Here is an 18,793-nt window from a genome sequence, read left to right as displayed (position 1 = left end):
TTACTCCGGTTAATTATGATTACTTTAACAAGGCTAAACGGCAAAACATTTACGTTAAATGCGCTCTACATCGAGCAGGTTGAGGCATTTCCTGATACGACCATTACGCTAACGAATAACAAAAAGCTGGTGGTAAAGGATTCAGTTGAAGAAGTGAATGAGAAAGTGACGAGTTATTATCAGCGAATTAACGTATTAGGGCTGCAGCAAACGACGGAGGAATAAAGTGTGTTTAAAAATAAGCTAGTTAGTAAGATGATTATTATTCTGCTTTCTTTTACGTTAATAGGAAGCGTTGCTGTTATCGTGACGTTAAAGTATACAGAGCAGGCAAGTACTGAAAAAGGTCCATCTATTGACGATGTGATCAAAGCTTCTGTGGATGTAACGGATATTAAAACAAATTTAAAAAGCAATAACTACATCAGCATCTCTTTTAAAATTCAAATGGATAGTAAAAAAGCAGCGGCAGAGCTTCAAAAAAGAGATTTTCAAGTAAGGGACATTATTATCAAAAGGCTCTCAGATATGAGTGCTCAAGATTTTGAAGGAACGCAAGGACTCAGCACGTTAGAAACAGATATTGCAAAGCAAATTGATCAATTAATGGAAAACGGACATGTTGTTAAAATTTATACAACGTCTAAAGTGTTGCAGTAAAGAAAAAGGGAGGGAAGCTAGTGGCAGGGGATGTATTATCACAAAATGAAATTGACGCCCTATTATCCGCGTTATCAACCGGAGAGATGGATGCGGATGAGCTAAAAAAGGAAAATAAAAAACAGCGTATTCGTACATATGATTTTAAACGCGCCCTGCGTTTTTCAAAAGATCAGATTCGCAGTTTGACGCGAATTCATGAAAATTATGCGCGCATGTTAATCAACGTCTTTTCGGCGCAGCTTCGTAACGTTGTACAAGTGTCCGTTGTATCAGTGGATCAAATTCCGTATGAGGAGTTCATTCGCTCTGTTCCGAAAGTAACGATCTTAAACGTGATAGCCGTCCCTCCTTTAGAAGGGCATATCATTATGGAAGTCAATCCGAACATTGCCTATGCGATGCTTGACCGCTTGCTTGGGGGACAAGGCGAGAGCGGTGGGAAAATTAGTAACTTAACGGAGATTGAAACGAGCTTGGTTCGAAACTTGTTAGAGAAAACGTTAGACAGTATGAGAGAAGCTTGGAGTTCTATTGCGGAAATTGAACCTGAAACATCAGAGTTTGAAGTGAATCCTCAGTTTTTGCAGGTAATTTCACCAAATGAAATTGTCATCGTCATTTCATTAAACGTACAAATTGGAGATGAAACGGGCATGATCAATCTATGTATTCCGCACGTGACGCTTGAGCCGATTGTGTCCAAACTGTCCGTTCATTACTGGATGCAATCTTCGAAAAAAGAACCTAACGTACAAGAGGTTGAGCAGCTAAAGGAACAAATCAATGATGCGGAATTGCAGGTTGTAGCCGAGCTAGGAAAAGCGGATATTTCAATTGAAGATTTCCTAGCATTAGATGCGGGAGATGTCATTCGACTGCAAACAAGCGTTCATAATCCGTTAACTATTTACGTCGGAGAACAACCTAAATTTATTGCACAGCCTGGAAAAGTCAGTCGGAAAGTCGCTGTGCAAATTCTAGATGATGTTAAGAGGAGGAACGAAAGGAATGAACGATGACATGCTTTCGCAAGATGAAATTGATGCGTTGTTAAAAGGAACTTCTTCACTTGACGAGTTTTCAGAGCCGAATAAGTCAAGTCAAGTAGATGATTACTTTACGGAAATGGAAAAAGACGCGCTTGGCGAAATTGGAAATATTTCGTTTGGCAGTTCAGCAACAGCGCTATCGGCTTTATTGAATCAAAAAGTCGATATTACCACACCGTTTGTATCGCTCGTATATAAAGAAGAGCTGACGGATGAATTTCCAAATCCTCATGTCGCTGTGCAAGTTCAGTATACAGAAGGCTTTTCTGGTACGAATTTGTTAGTTATTAAACATGAAGATGCAGCTGTTATTTCAGATTTGATGCTTGGTGGAACGGGTGAGAATCCGACAGAAATCATGGATGAAATTAAGCTGAGTGCAGTGCAGGAAGCGATGAATCAAATGATGGGTTCTGCAGCGACGTCTATGTCTACGGTATTTCAAAAGAAAATTGATATCTCTCCGCCGAGCTTAGATATTTTAAATATTCAAAAAGGGGAAGGCACAGAGTTGATTCCCCAAGATGACGTCTTTGTAAAGGTCTCTTTTAATTTGAAGGTAGGCACATTAATCGATTCGAATATTATGCAGCTTTTATCGATATCTTTTGCCAAAAGCTTGGTGGAAGAGCTCTTAGTTCCAAGCGCAGAAGATACGGCAGCTTCTATTGAAAAAGAATCAGACCTTAACGAAAAGCAAACAGAACCGCCGGCAGCTGAATACATACAGCATGAAGAAACACAGCAGGCAAAATCTGTTCATGTACCAGTTGATATTCAGCCCGCATCGTTTTCAGAGTTCGAGCACGTGTCTTCTCCTCAAGGAGATTCACGAAATTTAGACATGCTGCTTGATATCCCGCTTCAAGTTACCGTGGAGCTTGGAAGAACTAAGCGAACGGTTCAAGAGATTTTAGCATTATCTTCTGGTGCAATCATTGAACTTGATAAACTAGCAGGCGAACCAGTAGATATCTTGATTAATAGCAAATTAATTGCAAAAGGTGAAGTGGTCGTCATTGACGAGAATTTTGGCGTTCGCGTAACCGATATTATTAGTCAAAGAGACCGTATTAACAAACTAAAGTAATGATTTTTAGGAGGAGTAGAGATGGGAAACCGAATTTTAATTGTAGATGATGCTGCATTCATGCGCATGATGATCAAAGATATTTTAACGAAAAATGGATATGAAGTAGTAGCGGAAGCGGCAGACGGCCAGCAGGCTGTGGAGTTATTTAAAGAGCATGCACCAGATCTTGTCACAATGGATATTACGATGCCTGAAATGGATGGAATTACGGCCTTAAAAGAAATTAAAAGCATAAAAAGTGATGCTAAGGTGATTATGTGTTCAGCCATGGGCCAGCAGGCAATGGTGATTGATGCGATTCAAGCAGGGGCAAAAGATTTTATCGTTAAGCCTTTTCAAGCAGATCGAGTATTAGAGGCAATTTCAAAAGCAATTGGATAAACAACAGATTGGCGGGGCTTTCCCGCTAATCTTACACTATGTTGAAGTAAGAGGTGGCAGGCATTGCTGCGAAAGTTCGTAATTGCTGCGCTGTTAATAAGCGTATTAGCAGGATCAAATCAAATCGTCTATGCAGAAAGTGGATCTGCATCGGTAAAAGAATGTTTGGAAAAAACGGAGAAGTGTTTAGAAAGTGAGAGTGCTGATTCAAAAGAAAAAACTGCACTCCAGGTGACGCCTACGCTCTCAGCTGGAGATATTATGAAGATGATATTCGCGTTTTTACTTGTAATTGGGCTGCTTTTTGCACTCTTAAAATTTGTCAATAAAAAAGGAAGGCTGCTGCAAAAAAATAAAATAGTACAAAACTTGGGGGGGACAAATGTTGGAAGCAGCAAATCTGTACAAGTAGTCAAAGTTGGAGATCAGCTTTTAATCATTGGAGTCGGTGAAAATGTGCAGCTTCTTTCAGAAATTACAGGGCAAGAGAAACAGCAGCTGCTCACGCAGTATGAGGAACAACAGAAAAACGAGAGCGAATATAAAGTCGTACTACCGTCTTTTTTAGAAAAATTGACTTCTAAAAAAGAAGAGAAATCCAGCCATTCTTTTCAACAGCTTTTTCAGCGAGAAATGAATGAAATGAAAATAAAAAGGCAAAACGTACTAAAAGAGTTAGAAAGGAACAAAAAGAACGATGAATGAAGTGATGAACCTCTTTAACTCGAGCAGTCCTACAAATATTTCCACGTCTGTCCAGCTTTTGTTGCTGCTGACGGTGTTTTCGATAGCTCCTGGAATTTTAATTATGATGACCTGCTTTACACGCATTGTCATTGTGCTGTCATTTGTACGTACATCGCTCGGGACACAGCAAATGCCTCCTAATCAAATATTAGTTGGTTTATCGCTGTTTTTAACGTTTTTTATTATGGCGCCAACTTTTTCTCAGGTAAATGAACAGGCGCTTCAGCCGCTTTTAAAAGAAAAAATCACGCTGAATCAAGCCTATGAAAAAGCAGCTGAACCAATGAAAGAATTTATGAGTGCTCATACAAGACAAAAAGATTTAGCTCTTTTTTTAGAATATGCGGATATAGATAAGCCATCCTCTGTTCAAGATATTCCCTTAACTGCGCTTGTTCCAGCTTATGCAATCAGTGAGCTAAAGACAGCATTTCAAATTGGATTTATGATTTTTATTCCTTTTCTCATTATCGATATGATTATAGCAAGCGTGCTGATGTCTATGGGAATGATGATGCTTCCTCCCGTTATGATTTCGCTCCCGTTTAAAATTTTACTATTTGTACTGGTTGACGGCTGGAATTTAGTTGTTAAATCATTATTAATAAGTTTTCAATAGGTGATAGACAATGAATGGAGAATTTGTCATTTCGTTAGCAGAAAAAGGCGTGTATACAATCCTAATTGTATCTGGCCCTTTATTACTGCTGGCCCTTGTAGTTGGGCTCATTATTAGTATTTTTCAAGCAACTACCCAGATTCAAGAGCAAACTCTTGCTTTTGTTCCTAAGATTGTAGCGGTCTTAGTAGGGATTGTATTTTTTGGTCCGTGGATGTTATCGAAAATGATTTCATTTACATATGAAATTTTTTCAAATCTGTATCGGTACGTAGGATAGCTATGAGTCAGTTGATCTTATCCTATCCCGCGTTTTTACTAGTGCTAGTGCGGGTAACGTCTTTTTTTATTACGGTTCCGCTATTTTCATACAAAACGATTCCCGCAGTTCATAAGGTAGGTTTGTCTGCCTCGCTATCCGTTATTATTGCGACAACAATTGATTTACCCGTCGTTTCGTTAGATGCACAGTTTGTACTTTTAGTAGTAAAAGAATGTGCTGTTGGGTTGTTTATTGGTTTGATTGCGTATGTATTTATTATGGCTATTCAAATTGCCGGAGGTCTCATCGATTTTCAAGTTGGGTTTGCGATTGCCAACGTAATAGATCCGCAGACAGGGGCCCAAAGTCCGATACTAGGTCAATATTTATATGTATTTGCTCTCCTATTTTTATTATCGACCAATGGACATCATTTATTAATAGACGGCATCTATAATAGTTATTTAATTATTCCGTTAGACAAAGTAGCTTTCCCTGTGGGAAGCCAAGCATTTGGTACACACATCATAACTGTTTTTTCATCGATGTTTTTAGTAGCTGTTCAAATGTCTTTGCCTTTGGTAGGTTCATTATTTTTAGTCGATATCGCGCTTGGAATTGTCGCGAGAACCGTTCCGCAGTTAAATATTTTCGTAGTGGGGTTTCCGGTAAAAATTATTGTTGCCTTTATTTTGCTGATTGTCGTGATGGGGAGCATGTTTTATATGATGCAAATCATATTTGAACAAATGATAGAAGCGATGCGCGCGATGATTCGCATATTAGGAGGGGTGTAGCTTTGTTTTTAGTAAAAGTTGATTTGCAATTTTTCGCGGGAGAAAAAACGGAAAAAGCTACACCTAAAAAAAAGCAAGACTCTAGAAAAAAAGGACAGGTAGCTAAAAGTCAAGACGTTACAACTGCGCTCATCCTTTTAATGGTTTTTCTTTATTTTTTGTTTGGAGCCAAACAGTTTTTACAGCAAATGATGAAGTTGTTAAGAGAAGCTTTTCAAACGTATATGCTTGAGGAAGTGACGGCAGAGCGCGTATTTGCGATGTTTAAGCACCTTCTTCCTTCAATAGCTCTTGCAGCAGGTCCTGTTATGCTCGCAGCTTTTATTGCTGCGCTCGGAGCGAATTATATGCAGGTTGGTATTCTTTTTTCCACGGAGGCTCTTCAGCCTAAATTAGAAAAGATTAACCCTATTAGCGGAGCCAAACGGATTTTTGCCATGAGAGCGCTGGTAGAACTAATCAAGTCAACGCTGAAAATTATGTGTATCGGAGCCGTCACGTTTTTTATCTTATGGATTCACATAGAAGATGTATTAAATTTATCTCAAAAAAGTATAGGGGACTCGCTGATTGTTCTGTCTAAGCTTGTTTTTCAAATGGGACTTGCAGCCTCGCTTATGCTTTTATTTTTATCGCTGCTTGATTATTTGTACCAAAAGTTTGATTTCGAGAAAAATATTCGAATGTCAAAGCAAGATATCAAAGATGAGCATAAAAACATTGAAGGGGATCCTCTAATCAAATCAAAAATAAAGCAAAAGCAGCGGGAAATGGCAATGTCTCGCATGATGCAAGAAGTTCCAAAAGCGGATGTCATCATTACAAACCCCACTCATTATGCCATTGCTTTAAAATATGATGAAGAAAAAATGGATGCTCCCTATGTTGTAGCCAGCGGCGTAGATTTTATTGCTCAAAAGATTAAAGGAATTGCCAAAAGCCATGAAATCATTATGGTAGAGAACCGTCCGCTGGCAAGAGCACTTTTTGACCAAACCAAAGTAGGAGATGCAGTACCCGAAGAGTTTTTTAAAGCGGTGGCTGAAATATTAGCTTACGTATACCGCATTCAAAATAAAATGTAACGTTACGCTATTGTAAGGAGAGAAAAATTAATGTCTGCAAGAGAACTGCCAGTTGTTATAGGTGTTGTACTCATTATCGTTATGCTTGTTATTCCGTTGCCTTCATGGTTATTAAGTATTTTAATCATGATTAACATTTCTCTTGCGCTGCTTGTACTGCTCGTTTCCATGAATATGAAAGAACCTTTAGAGCTGTCGGTATTTCCGTCTTTGCTGCTGGTTCTTACGCTGTTTCGATTAGGTTTGAACGTATCGACGACACGTTCAATCTTAGGAACAGGAGAAGCAGGCGGAGTGGTGGAAACATTTGGCCACTTCGTTATTGGAGGCAATCCTTTAGTGGGGTTTGTTGTCTTCATTATTTTAATTATCATTCAGTTTCTCGTTATTACAAAAGGAGCGGAGCGTGTTTCTGAAGTAGCCGCCCGCTTTACCTTGGATGCGATGCCGGGTAAACAAATGAGTATTGATGCAGATTTAAATGCAGGTATGATTTCAGAAAAGCAAGCAATTGACCGCCGTGAAAAAATTCAGCGCGAAGCAGATTTTTACGGAGCAATGGATGGAGCCAGTAAATTCGTCAAAGGTGACGCCATTGCAGGGATTGTCATCACCCTTATTAATATCTTATTTGGGATTATTATCGGCATGCTGCAAATGGGAATGTCCATCACGGAAGCATCCCAAACCTTTACTTTGTTAACAGTAGGCGATGGGTTAGTGAGTCAAATTCCAGCCCTTATGATTTCAACAGCGACAGGTATTATCGTCACTAGAGCTGCTTCAACAGGTAATTTGAGCGAAGATATTACACAGCAGCTGTTTGCTTTTCCAGTTATGCTTTATGTCACTGGGGGAACGATTGCGGCTCTTGGTTTAATTACGCCAATTAATGATGTTATTACAATGCCTATTGCTATTTTGTTAGGAGTGGGAGGTTATTATTTGTCTCGGGCTAAGCATCAGGCGGTTCGCGAAGAAATGGCGCCTACTGAAGAAGAGATGGAAGACAATGAAATGAAAAGTCCGGAGAGTGTTGTCAATCTATTAAGCGTTGATCCAATTGAATTTGAATTTGGGTATGCATTAATTCCGCTTGCTGATACGAATCAAGGAGGCGATCTGCTCGATCGAATTGTGATGATTAGGCGACAGCTGGCACTTGAGCTAGGATTAGTCATTCCGGTTGTTCGCATCAGAGATAACATTCAGCTTCAGCCCAACGAATACTGTCTTAAAATAAAGGGCAATGAAGTGGCAAAAGGGGAGCTGCTGCTCGATCACTATTTAGCAATCAGTCCGGGAATGGATGATGATTTGATTGAAGGAATTGATACGTTAGAGCCAGCTTTTAAGATGCCTGCAAAATGGATTAGTGAGTCGGTGAAGGAGCAGGCTGAGATGTTCGGGTATACCGTTGTTGACCCGCCCTCGGTTGTGTCTACGCACATAACAGAAGTTATAAAATCGTATGCGCATGAGCTGATTGGAAGGCAGGAGACAAAGCAACTAATCGATCACACAAAAGAAACGTATCCTATTTTAATTGAGGAAGTAACGCCTAATCCTCTTTCCGTTGGAGACATTCAAAGGGTACTGGCAAAGCTTTTAAAAGAAAGCGTCTCAATTCGAAATTTACCCATTATTTTTGAGGTGCTGGCCGACTACGGAAAAATGACGTCAGACACCGATTTGTTAACTGAATATGTCCGGCAAGGGCTCGCAAGACAAATTACCAGTCAATATACGGTCCAAGAAGGTCTGCTTCGAGTTCTTACCCTTTCAGGAAAAGTTGAAAAAACGATGGCGGAAGCTGTTCAACAAACGGAGCATGGGAATTATTTATCACTAGACCCTAACGTTTCACAAGCTATCGTAGAAAGTATAGCCAAGCAAACAGAAACACTTTCTTTTCAAGAACAGTCTCCAATTGTGTTATGTTCTCCTGCGGTGAGGATGTACGTGCGCCAAATCACTGAGCGGTATTTTCCCCATATGGCAGTTTTATCATATAACGAGCTAGAAGCAAATGTTGAAGTTCAAAGTGTTGGAGTGGTGGATATCTGATGAAAGTAAAAAAATACGTAGTAGCATCTATGCCGCAAGCTATGAAAGCCATTCGTTCAGATTTAGGTGAGGAAGCGGTTATTTTACATTCAAAACAAATTCGAACAGGAGGGTTTCTTGGCTTATTTACTAAGGCAAAAATAGAAGTATTGGCAGCTGTCGATTCCGTAGAAAAGCTGAGCGTAAAGAAGAATTCGTCGCCGCCAGAACCCAGTACGGAAGATAATCAATCTTTTATGAAGCAGCAGCTCAGTGAGTTAAATACTCTTGTCTCACAAATGAATCAAATGCCAAAGGTTTCTTCAGGTTCATATCCAAAAGCAGTGGAGGATGTGCTTGCCTATTTGCGTTTGCAAGAAATAGACGAAGCTATTTTAAAAAGCATAGAGGCTCCTATGCTAGAGTACTACTACTTACATCGCCCTAACTCAAATCAACTTATGGAGTGGACGAAGAGCTGGTTTGTCAACCAGTTTAAAGCAAGTGAATGGAGCGGTCCTTTCAAAAAATATGTAAGTGTAGTAGGACCAACAGGTGTCGGTAAAACAACAACTCTTGCTAAATTGGCCGCAAAATGCGTCCTGGAACACAATCAAAAAATAGCATTTATTACAACTGACACGTATAGAATTTCAGCGATTGAGCAGCTAAAGACGTACGCTTCGATCTTGAATGCGCCTTTAACGATTTGTTATAACGGAGCAGATTTTAAAAAAGCTTTGCTAGAAACGGAAGCATACGATGTGATTTTTATTGACACAGCAGGCCGTAACTTTTTAGAACAGCAATATGTAAATGATTTAAAGAAAATTATTACGCTTCAAGAAGATTTGCAAACGTTTCTTGTTTTAGCCCTAACGTCAAAAGTATCAGATATGAAAGCTGTATATGAACGTTTTGCTAGTCTCCCTGTTGATCACTTGATTTTTACGAAGCAAGATGAAACCATCCGCAAAGGCTCACTTTTAAATATGTTATATCATTGCGGCAAGCGGGCTGCTTTTACAACAAACGGGCAGGATGTACCAGAAGATGTTTCGGCATTTAAAATAAAAGAGTTTATTGACGATGTGTTTGGAGATTGGAAAGATGAATGATCAAGCAGCAGTTTTAAGAGAAAAAGTGTTAAAGAAGCATCAAAACTCTTTAAGGAATTGTAAAACACTAGCCGTGTTAAGCGGAAAAGGGGGAGTTGGAAAGTCGAATCTATCATTAAACTTATCTCTTGCGCTAACGAAGCAAAAGCAAAGAGTTCTTCTTTTTGACATGGATATAGGGATGGGAAATATTGATATTTTGATTGGGCAAACTGCTTCATATACGATGGTCGATTTGCTAGAAAAAAAGCTTTCCATCCAGCAAATTATTAAAAAAGGTCCTCAGAATTTAGCTTATGTGGCTGGTGGAACAGGAATTTCCTCTGTATTTGAATGGTCTCCATTAGACCTTGCTCATTTAATACAAGAATTGAATTCGTTAACAAATCAATATGATTATATGATTTTTGATATGGGAGCGGGCATGTCAGAGAGTGTGCTTAAGTTTTTAAAAGCTGTAGATGAAATGATCGTGGTCACAACACCAGAACCTACATCTATAACAGATGCCTACGCTGCTATTAAGCTAGCAGCTTCCTATTCTGTATCAGCACCGGTTCGTCTTATTATTAACAAAACGCTTTCTGACAAAGAAGGAAATGAGACGTATGAACGATTTAACCGAGCTGTTCAGCAGTTTTTGAACATATCTATTTCTCTATTAGGTATTGTCCCAAACGATCAAGCTGTTCAGAAAGCGGTCAATCGCCAAATACCTTTTTTGCTTCAAAATCCAGCATCTAAAGCGAGTATATCACTAATAGAAATGGTGAATATTCTTATTCCTCAAGACAATAGGGTAACGGCTAAAAACGAGGGAATGTTTATTCGGCGCCTCAAACGATTTTTTCTTGAAAGGTAGGAAATTAGAGTGAATGAAATAAAGGTGCTTATTGTAGATGATTCTGCATTTATGCGAAAGCTAATCGGCGATTTTTTAGCATGTGACAGTCGTTTTCACGTTGTGGGTACCGCGCGTAACGGTGAAGAAGGGTTGAAAAAAGCGTTCGAGCTGTCGCCGGATATTGTGACACTGGATATCGAAATGCCCAAAATGAATGGCTTAGATATGTTAAAACAGCTCATGCATGTGAAGCCCCTTCCTGTTGTCATGTTATCGAGTACAACAATAAAAGGTGCTGAAAATACGTTGGCCGCTATGCAGTACGGCGCAGTTGATTTTGTTGCTAAACCTTCGGGAGCTATTTCGCTGGACTTACATAAAGTGAAAGATGAGCTTATCTCTAAACTTTTGCTTGCTAGCAAAGCCAACATATCTTCAAGCAGTCATCAGCACGTGCAAAACAGCAGTGTATATAACCTCCCAATGGGGACGAAAGTGAACAAAATGATTTGTATTGGTACTTCTACTGGAGGACCGCGTGCGCTGCAAGAAGTATTATCAACTGTTTCAAAAGACATAAACGCACCTATTTTTATTGTGCAGCATATGCCTCCAAATTTCACAAAATCATTAGCGGTTAGACTAAATCAGCTAGCTGATATTGAAGTGAAAGAAGCAAAAGACAATGAAATCGTTCGCTCAGGATGTGCTTATATTGCGCCTGGAGGTTTTCACATGACGGTTGTGGAGAAAAAAGGACAGCTCAGCATTTGTTTAGACACTTCTTCACCTGTAAAGGGACATCGCCCCTCAGTGGATCGTTTGTTTCAGTCGATTAGTAAAATTTCAGGTTATCAAAAACTTGCTATTGTGTTGACAGGAATGGGAGCGGATGGAACGGAAGGTGTTATTGATTTAAAGAAAAATAAAGACGCGCTTATATTAGCTGAATCTGAAGAAACAGCTGTCATTTATGGGATGCCCAAATCAGCCGTTTCTACAAAACTTGTTGATTATATTGAACCGCTGCGAAACGTTGGAAGCTTTATTTCTCGCTACGCACAGAAATAGGAGGGAAAGTTACGATGGATATGAATCAATATCTAGAAGTGTTTATTGAAGAAAGCAGGGAACATCTTCAAAACGTTAATGACCAGCTAATGCGTTTTGAAAAAAATACCGATGATCTTGGCTATGTAAATGAAATTTTTCGGTCTGCTCATACGTTAAAAGGTATGTCTGCAACAATGGGATTTGATGATTTAGCACAATTAACTCACAAAATGGAAAACGTGTTAGATGCTGTTCGAAATCACCAACTCGACGTTCATACGGAAGTTCTTGATGCTTTGTTTGAATCAGTCGATGCGCTAGAAATAATGGTTCAATCTATTTCTGAAGGCGGCGATGGTCAGCTTGATGTCAAATTGCTTGTTCAAAAGCTGCAGCGTATTGTGGCAGAGGAACCCGTAGCACATCATGCAGCTTCTTCGATAGAGTACGATGAATTAGTACAAACGCTGCTCAGCCAAACGGCAGACCAAGGATTTAACGCGTTTGAAATAACCGTACAGCTTGAACGCACCTGCTTATTAAAAGCTGCACGCGCTTATATGGTGTTTGATGTGTTAGAGCAAGCAGGAGACGTTATTAAGTCAGCGCCAACTGTTCAAGATATCGAACAAGAAAAATTCGAATCATCTTTTATCGTTATATTAGTAACAAACGAATCGCAAGAAAAGCTGCAGGCGAGCATTATGGAAGTCTCTGAAGTAGAAAGTGTGAAAATTGCGGCGGTCCCCGTAAAAAAGGAGACAGAAATGGAGGAGCTTGTCTCACCAGAAGTAGCAGCAGCCATACAGGAAGTTACTGTGTCAGCACCTTCTACATCGCCTGTTGAAGAGAAAAGACAGCCCTCAAATAACAAGACGATTCGAGTTAATATTGACCGTTTGGACAGTCTCATGAACTTGTTTGAAGAACTAGTTATTGATAGAGGCAGGTTAGAACAAATATCAAAAGAATTGAATAATAGCGAATTAGACGAAACGGTAGAGCGGATGTCTCGTATTTCTGGAGATTTGCAAACGATTATTTTAAATATGCGTATGGTGCCTGTAGAAACCGTTTTTAATCGTTTTCCCCGTATGGTGAGACAGCTTTCAAAAGATTTAGGGAAACAAATTGAACTTCAAATTGTCGGAGCTGATACAGAGCTGGACCGAACCGTCATTGATGAAATTGGAGATCCGCTTGTTCACTTATTAAGAAATGCCGTTGACCACGGAATTGAAATGCCTCAAGCACGCTTAGAGAACGGAAAGAATGAAAAGGGAACGATTCGCCTTAAAGCTTATCATAGCGGAAATCATGTCTTTATTGATTTAGAAGATGACGGGGCGGGCATCAATCGTGAAAAGGTACTGCAAAAAGCGTTAGATCGAGGAATTATTGATGGAAAAACAGCTGAAACGCTGACGGATAAACAAGTGTATGAGCTCATTTTCGCTTCGGGCTTTTCCACGGCTGAACAAATTTCAGATGTTTCCGGACGAGGAGTAGGTTTAGATGTTGTGAAAAACACGATTGAATCGCTAGGGGGTTCTGTAACGATCGATTCTAACGAAGGATACGGTTCGCGTTTTTCTATTCAACTGCCGCTCACTCTTTCTATCATTTCTGCTTTACTCGTGCAAATGAGTGAAGAGCGCTATGCCTTGCCGCTTTCTTCGATTATTGAAACAGCTATTGTTCAGCCCAAAGAGGTCATGCATGTACACGGTCAAAAGGTTATTGACTTTCGAGGAGCCATTATTCCTCTTATTGATTTAAAAGAACTATTCACTGTGCCTAACTCAGTACAAGGCGATCATTATTCAGTAGTCATCGTGAAAAAAGGAGAAAAGACTGCCGGGCTAATTGTTGATTCATTTATCGGTCAGCAGGAAATTGTTTTAAAATCTTTAGGGCATTATCTGCCGGGTGTGTTTGCTATTTCAGGAGCCACGATTTTAGGCGATGGACAAGTAGCACTTATCATTGATTGCAACGCTTTGATCAAATAACAAATGCTGTAAAAAGAAAGGGAGAAAGGCATGAAAATTATTGTGTTTCAATTGGGAGACGAGGAGTACGGAATCTCAGTAGAAGAAGTGCAGTCGATTGAAAAGATTCAGCACATAACACGCGTTCCTGGAGTGAAAGAATATGTAAAAGGTGTTATTAATCTTCGCGGTGTCATTACACCGATTATTGATTTGCGCACTCGTTTTAACTTGCAAGAACAGCTTAACCATGAGCTGACACGTATTATTATGGTTCGTCTTAATGATGTAGAAGCAGGTTTGATTGTCGATGCGGCAAATGATGTAGTGGATATTGATGAGAAAACGATTGCTTCAGTGCCTGAAACAGTTGAAGGAACAGCTGTAGAATATTTAAACGGAGTCGTTAAAGTAGATAGCCGTTTAATTGTTCTTCTAAATTTACCTAAAGTGCTCTCTTTAGAAGACCACCTCCAGTGAGCCAAACGAATAATGGATATCACGCTGAAGGTTCTAGGAGTTGAAGAATCGTGAGAAATGATAAACAAGTGATTAAGGTAGGAATTGCCGAGATGAATGTTACACATGCACCTGCAGTGCTTCGAACAGCGGGATTAGGGTCATGTGTAGGAGTTGTCGTTTATGACTCTGTTCACTCAGTAGCTGGGCTCGCTCATGTGATGCTTCCGGATTCAAGCGGGGCTAAATGTCCTTTTAATAGAGCTAAATATGCAGATACAGCCATTTTTGATTTGATAAATATGTTGATTAAACAAGGCGCACATAGAAAATTGTTAAAAGCAAAAATAGCAGGAGGCGCGCAGATGTTTCAATTTGAACCAAGAAATGATGTCATGCGAATTGGTCTTCGAAATGTTCAAGCAGTAGAGAGAGAGCTGCATAGAAACAGTGTAGACATTGCAGCAAAAGCTACAGGAGGACACAACGGACGCACAATTGAATTTGATCCTCAAACGGCTATTTTAAAGGTTCGTACGATTAACGAAGGGATAAAAACGATATAAAGCGCGCTCTGACCGTTTAATAGCGCTATAAAAAGGAGTTGAAAGACCCTTGAAAAGTATACAAGAAGTTGAAGAACATAAAATTTGGCAGGAATGGATAGAGACGAGAGACTCACATGCAGGAAACATGCTTGTTAAAAAGTACATGCCGCTCGTTAACTATCACGTTCAGCGGATTAGCGTGGGGCTGCCGAAGAATATTCATAAAGAAGAGCTTCGTAGTTTAGGGTTAATCGGCCTTTACGATGCTTTGGAAAAGTTTGATTACGGTAGAGACTTAAAGTTTGATACATATGCGTCTTTTCGAATTCGAGGGGCGATAATAGACGGGCTTCGCAAAGAAGATTGGTTATCAAGAAGCGCAAGGGAAAAGACGAAAAGGATTGAGCAAGCAACAGAAGCACTTGAACAAAGATACTTGCGCAGAGTTGCACCAAGTGAGGTTGCAAAAGAAGTAGGCATGACAGAAGCAGACGTTGTTCATACAATGAACGAAGGCTTTTTAGCCAACGTGTTATCAATGGAAGAACAGCCGAAAGAGTATGAAGATGGAGAGCAAAAATATACGATTAAAGATGAAAAAACGCTCTCTCCTGAAGAGGAGCTAATTAACGACGAACGATATCAAGAGCTTGCTGAAGTTATCGAGCAGCTAAATGAAAAAGAGCAGCTCGTGGTTTCATTATTCTATAAAGAAGAGCTGACTTTCACAGAAATCGCACAGCTGTTAGGGCTATCTACTTCACGTATTTCTCAAATTCATTCGAAAGCGCTGTTTAAAATGCGTACGAGTTTAAGCAAAATAATTTAGCAAAGAGGTAGAAGGATGGGGTTTTTACTCACAGTTAGTTTTTTAATTCATGGTCTATCACTGTTTTGCATTATTCTTTTATATATGCAAGTGACCAAAGTGAAAAGGATTGAACGCTTGCACCAGCAAAATATAAATAAAATGGAAGCTGCAATGAGTTCGTATCTTGCTGAATTTCAGGAACAAAACGAGCAGTTTTTAAGGCAGCTTCGAGAGCGTTCCACTTCGCTTTCTTCGGAAGTGGAAAAAAGTAGCGTAAAATCACCTTTGGTAGATGAAGAAGACGTGCCTGTTCAAAGGGTGGATCTAAAAAGTGAGCCTTCCCAGTCGCTGCATGAACTTCTTTCTATAGAAGAAAATCAGAAGCGTATACGCACACCTTTTGATGAATTAACTACAGACCAAATTCAAGATTTGTCAGGTGAAGAGATAAAAGAATTTTCCGTTTATTTAAAGGGAAAAGGTTTAACAATCGAAGAAATTGCAAAACATTTACACAGAGGGAAAACTGAAATTGAATTATTATTGAAATTTCATCAATAAACTTAATGAAACGCTTGCTTGTGAAAAAGGAGTGTGCTATATTTGTTTTTGGTGTTATTACACACGCTTGTTGATTCGGTTGATGGTGCTACTTTTTGTAGTTTCGGCTGAAGATGAAATGAGCGGAGGAGACTTAAAACCATTAGGAGGAAAAACACATGTCAGTAATTTCAATGAAACAATTACTAGAAGCTGGTGTACATTTCGGTCACCAAACTCGCCGTTGGAACCCAAAGATGAAGAAATACATCTTCACTGAGCGTAACGGCATCTACATTATCGATCTTCAAAAAACAGTTAAGAAAGTAGAAGAAGCGTACAAATTCGTTAAAGAATTAGCTGCAGACGGCGGTACTGTTTTATTCGTAGGTACGAAAAAACAAGCTCAAGATTCTGTTAAAGAAGAAGCAGCTCGCGCTGGTATGTACTTTGTTAACCAACGTTGGTTAGGTGGTACATTAACTAACTTCTCAACTATCCAAAAACGTATCAAACGTTTAAAAGATATCGAAAAAATGCAAGAAGACGGTACTTTCGAAGTACTACCTAAGAAAGAAGTAGTTCAACTTAAAAAAGAGTTAGAGCGTCTTGAAAAATTCTTAGGCGGCATTAAAGATATGAAACAACTTCCAGATGCATTATTCATCATTGACCCTCGTAAAGAGCGTATTGCAGTAGCGGAAGCTAAAAAATTACACATTCCAATCGTTGGTATCGTAGACACTAACTGTGATCCAGACGAAATTGATTATGTAATCCCTGCAAACGATGATGCAATTCGTGCTGTTAAACTTTTAACTTCTAAAGTTGCTGATGCTATTCTAGAAGCTAAACAAGGTGAAGAAACAGCAGTTGAAACTGAAACAACTACTGCTTAATTCCGTGAAAGGTGATAAGAGGGAATAGCCTTTTATCACCTTTTTTTGAAAAGATTTAACCCATTTATATACATTAATTACATACCCAAACAAGGAGGCTACACATTATGGCAATTACTGCTCAAATGGTAAAAGAACTACGTGAAAAAACTGGCGCTGGTATGATGGATTGTAAAAAAGCGTTAACTGAAACTAACGGTGATATGGAGCAAGCAATCGATTTCTTACGTGAAAAAGGTATTGCAAAAGCTGCTAAAAAATCAGACCGTATTGCTGCTGAAGGTCTAACTTACATCGAAACTCAAGGTAACGAAGCTGTTATCTTAGAAGTTAACTCTGAAACTGATTTCGTTGCGAAAAACGAAGGTTTCCAAAAATTAACAAAAGAATTAGCTGCTCACATCTTAGCTAACAAACCAGCTGACGCTGCTGAAGCTGCTACTCAAAAAATGGAAAACGGTGCAACTGTTGAAGAACACATCAACTCTGCAATCGCTACAATCGGAGAAAAATTATCTCTACGTCGTTTCGCTGTAGCAACAAAAACTGATGCTGATGCATTCGGTGCTTACCTACATGCTGGCGGACGTATCGGTGTGTTAACAGTATTATCTGGTACAACTGAAGAAGCTGTTGCAAAAGACGTTGCTATGCACATCGCTGCAATCAACCCTAAATACATCTCTCGTGACCAAGTTTCTGCTGAAGAAACTGAGCGTGAGCGCGAAGTATTAACTCAACAAGCATTAAACGAAGGCAAACCAGAAAAAATCGTTGCAAAAATGGTTGAAGGTCGCCTTGGCAAATTCTTTGAAGATATTTGCTTACTAGATCAAACATTTGTTAAAAATCCTGATCAAAAAGTACGTCAGTTCGTTGAGAGCAAAGGCGCTACTGTTGAAAGCTTCGTTCGTTTTGAAGTAGGAGAAGGTATTGAGAAACGTCAAGACAACTTCGCTGAAGAAGTAATGAACCAAGTTAAAAAGTAAGGGTTTGACCGTATAGGGAACACTGTGTGTTCCCTTTTTTACAAAAGAGATCTCACCGTTAACGATGGAGGTAAGCATGAGTCAAGCAAAATATAATCGTATCGTATTAAAGTTAAGTGGAGAAGCATTAGCTGGTGAAGAGGGTTTTGGTATTAACCCATCCATCATCAAATCTGTTGCTGAACAAGTAAAAGCCGTTTATGAATTAGGTGTGGAAATTGCTGTAGTCGTTGGTGGTGGAAACATTTGGCGTGGTAAAATTGGCAGTGAAATGGGTATGGATCGTGCCGCTGCTGATTATATGGGAATGCTAGCAACAGTAATGAACTCTTTGGCCCTTCAAGATAGCTTAGAGAACATCGGTGTGCAAACACGAGTTCAGACTTCTATCGAGATGAGACAAGTAGCAGAGCCTTATATTAGAAGAAAAGCTGTTCGTCATCTTGAGAAAAAACGCGTTGTTATTTTCGCCGCGGGTACAGGAAACCCTTATTTCTCTACAGATACAACAGCAGCTTTGCGTGCAGCTGAAATCGAAGCTGACGTGATCTTAATGGCTAAAAACAACGTAGATGGCGTTTATAATGCAGATCCTAAGCTTGTACCTGATGCTGTAAAATACGAAACATTAACGTATATTGATGTTTTAAAAGATGGACTAGCTGTTATGGATTCTACAGCTTCTTCATTATGTATGGACAATGATATTCCGCTAATTGTTTTTTCAATTACGGAAGAAGGCAATATTAAACGTGCCGTTACAGGCGAAAACATTGGAACAATTGTAAAGGGGAAATAA

Annotated in this window: 22 protein-coding genes; all 22 read left to right on the top strand. The window is 39.4% G+C overall.

Annotated elements, in window-relative coordinates; genetic code table 11:
* Window positions 1-15: 15 nt before the first annotated feature.
* The 22 genes from ACFX40_RS08520 to pyrH all read left to right on the top strand — a co-directional run bounded on the left by ACFX40_RS08520 (window position 16) and on the right by pyrH (window position 18,793).
* The gene (locus ACFX40_RS08520) at window positions 16-225 is read left to right on the top strand and encodes a flagellar FlbD family protein (protein WP_025750317.1); all 210 of its coding nucleotides are present in this window, start codon (window positions 16-18) and stop codon (window positions 223-225) included.
* A 3-nt stretch (window positions 226-228) separates the two neighbouring features.
* A complete protein-coding gene (gene fliL / locus ACFX40_RS08515) occupies window positions 229-660 on the top strand; it encodes a flagellar basal body-associated protein FliL (protein ID WP_028410818.1) in 432 nt (143 codons plus the stop codon).
* Between the two features lie 20 nt (window positions 661-680).
* Window positions 681-1,682, top strand: coding sequence for a flagellar motor switch protein FliM (fliM, locus tag ACFX40_RS08510; protein WP_028410819.1), 1,002 nt, complete (start codon window positions 681-683; stop codon window positions 1,680-1,682).
* Complete coding sequence (fliY, locus tag ACFX40_RS08505) at window positions 1,672-2,802, top strand: flagellar motor switch phosphatase FliY (RefSeq protein WP_377237882.1); 1,131 nt, start codon at window positions 1,672-1,674, stop codon at window positions 2,800-2,802. The genes fliM and fliY overlap by 11 nt, the downstream gene beginning before the upstream one ends.
* Window positions 2,803-2,823: 21 nt before the next feature.
* The gene (locus ACFX40_RS08500) at window positions 2,824-3,186 is read left to right on the top strand and encodes a response regulator (RefSeq protein WP_028410821.1); all 363 of its coding nucleotides are present in this window, start codon (window positions 2,824-2,826) and stop codon (window positions 3,184-3,186) included.
* Between the two features lie 63 nt (window positions 3,187-3,249).
* A complete protein-coding gene (locus ACFX40_RS08495) occupies window positions 3,250-3,891 on the top strand; it encodes a flagellar biosynthetic protein FliO (RefSeq protein WP_060745980.1) in 642 nt (213 codons plus the stop codon).
* Window positions 3,884-4,552 (top strand): flagellar type III secretion system pore protein FliP, encoded by a 669-nt coding sequence (gene fliP, locus ACFX40_RS08490; RefSeq protein ID WP_098333994.1) that lies wholly within the window; start codon window positions 3,884-3,886, stop codon window positions 4,550-4,552. Before ACFX40_RS08495 ends, fliP begins: the two co-directional genes overlap by 8 nt.
* A 10-nt stretch (window positions 4,553-4,562) precedes the next feature.
* Window positions 4,563-4,832: a flagellar biosynthesis protein FliQ gene (gene fliQ / locus ACFX40_RS08485; protein ID WP_016765390.1), complete on the top strand. Its 270-nt coding sequence runs from the start codon at window positions 4,563-4,565 to the stop codon at window positions 4,830-4,832.
* Between the two features lie 2 nt (window positions 4,833-4,834).
* Window positions 4,835-5,611, top strand: a complete 777-nt coding sequence (fliR, locus tag ACFX40_RS08480; protein ID WP_263033777.1) for a flagellar biosynthetic protein FliR — start codon at window positions 4,835-4,837, stop codon at window positions 5,609-5,611.
* Between the two features lie 2 nt (window positions 5,612-5,613).
* Window positions 5,614-6,696, top strand: a complete 1,083-nt coding sequence (flhB, locus tag ACFX40_RS08475) for a flagellar biosynthesis protein FlhB (RefSeq protein WP_050689634.1) — start codon at window positions 5,614-5,616, stop codon at window positions 6,694-6,696.
* A gap of 30 nt (window positions 6,697-6,726) precedes the next feature.
* Window positions 6,727-8,763, top strand: coding sequence for a flagellar biosynthesis protein FlhA (flhA, locus tag ACFX40_RS08470; protein ID WP_060745982.1), 2,037 nt, complete (start codon window positions 6,727-6,729; stop codon window positions 8,761-8,763).
* Window positions 8,763-9,860, top strand: a complete 1,098-nt coding sequence (gene flhF, locus ACFX40_RS08465; protein ID WP_377237881.1) for a flagellar biosynthesis GTPase FlhF — start codon at window positions 8,763-8,765, stop codon at window positions 9,858-9,860. Before flhA ends, flhF begins: the two co-directional genes overlap by 1 nt.
* Window positions 9,853-10,722: a MinD/ParA family protein gene (locus ACFX40_RS08460; protein WP_060745984.1), complete on the top strand. Its 870-nt coding sequence runs from the start codon at window positions 9,853-9,855 to the stop codon at window positions 10,720-10,722. The genes flhF and ACFX40_RS08460 overlap by 8 nt, the downstream gene beginning before the upstream one ends.
* 9 nt (window positions 10,723-10,731) lie before the next feature.
* The gene (locus tag ACFX40_RS08455) at window positions 10,732-11,775 is read left to right on the top strand and encodes a protein-glutamate methylesterase/protein-glutamine glutaminase (RefSeq protein ID WP_098526084.1); all 1,044 of its coding nucleotides are present in this window, start codon (window positions 10,732-10,734) and stop codon (window positions 11,773-11,775) included.
* 14 nt (window positions 11,776-11,789) lie between these two features.
* Complete coding sequence (locus ACFX40_RS08450; protein WP_028410829.1) at window positions 11,790-13,769, top strand: chemotaxis protein CheA; 1,980 nt, start codon at window positions 11,790-11,792, stop codon at window positions 13,767-13,769.
* Window positions 13,770-13,799: 30 nt separating this feature from the next.
* Window positions 13,800-14,228: a chemotaxis protein CheW gene (locus ACFX40_RS08445; protein WP_014458457.1), complete on the top strand. Its 429-nt coding sequence runs from the start codon at window positions 13,800-13,802 to the stop codon at window positions 14,226-14,228.
* 50 nt (window positions 14,229-14,278) lie between these two features.
* Window positions 14,279-14,773: a chemotaxis protein CheD gene (locus ACFX40_RS08440; RefSeq protein WP_028410831.1), complete on the top strand. Its 495-nt coding sequence runs from the start codon at window positions 14,279-14,281 to the stop codon at window positions 14,771-14,773.
* 49 nt (window positions 14,774-14,822) lie between these two features.
* The gene (locus ACFX40_RS08435) at window positions 14,823-15,584 is read left to right on the top strand and encodes a FliA/WhiG family RNA polymerase sigma factor (RefSeq protein ID WP_025750299.1); all 762 of its coding nucleotides are present in this window, start codon (window positions 14,823-14,825) and stop codon (window positions 15,582-15,584) included.
* Window positions 15,585-15,599: 15 nt separating this feature from the next.
* A complete protein-coding gene (locus ACFX40_RS08430; protein ID WP_028410832.1) occupies window positions 15,600-16,127 on the top strand; it encodes a hypothetical protein in 528 nt (175 codons plus the stop codon).
* 158 nt (window positions 16,128-16,285) lie between these two features.
* Window positions 16,286-17,005: a 30S ribosomal protein S2 gene (gene rpsB / locus ACFX40_RS08425; RefSeq protein ID WP_013058850.1), complete on the top strand. Its 720-nt coding sequence runs from the start codon at window positions 16,286-16,288 to the stop codon at window positions 17,003-17,005.
* Window positions 17,006-17,112: 107 nt separating this feature from the next.
* On the top strand, window positions 17,113-17,994 hold the full coding sequence (gene tsf / locus ACFX40_RS08420; protein ID WP_013058849.1) for a translation elongation factor Ts: 882 nt from the start codon (window positions 17,113-17,115) through the stop codon (window positions 17,992-17,994).
* Between the two features lie 76 nt (window positions 17,995-18,070).
* Window positions 18,071-18,793, top strand: a complete 723-nt coding sequence (pyrH, locus tag ACFX40_RS08415) for a UMP kinase (RefSeq protein WP_013058848.1) — start codon at window positions 18,071-18,073, stop codon at window positions 18,791-18,793.

Source organism: Priestia sp. YIM B13552 (assembly GCF_042787775.1).
Taxonomy (GTDB): Bacteria; Bacillota; Bacilli; order Bacillales; family Bacillaceae_H; genus Priestia; species Priestia megaterium_E.
This window is presented reverse-complemented; position numbering and strand designations above follow the sequence as displayed.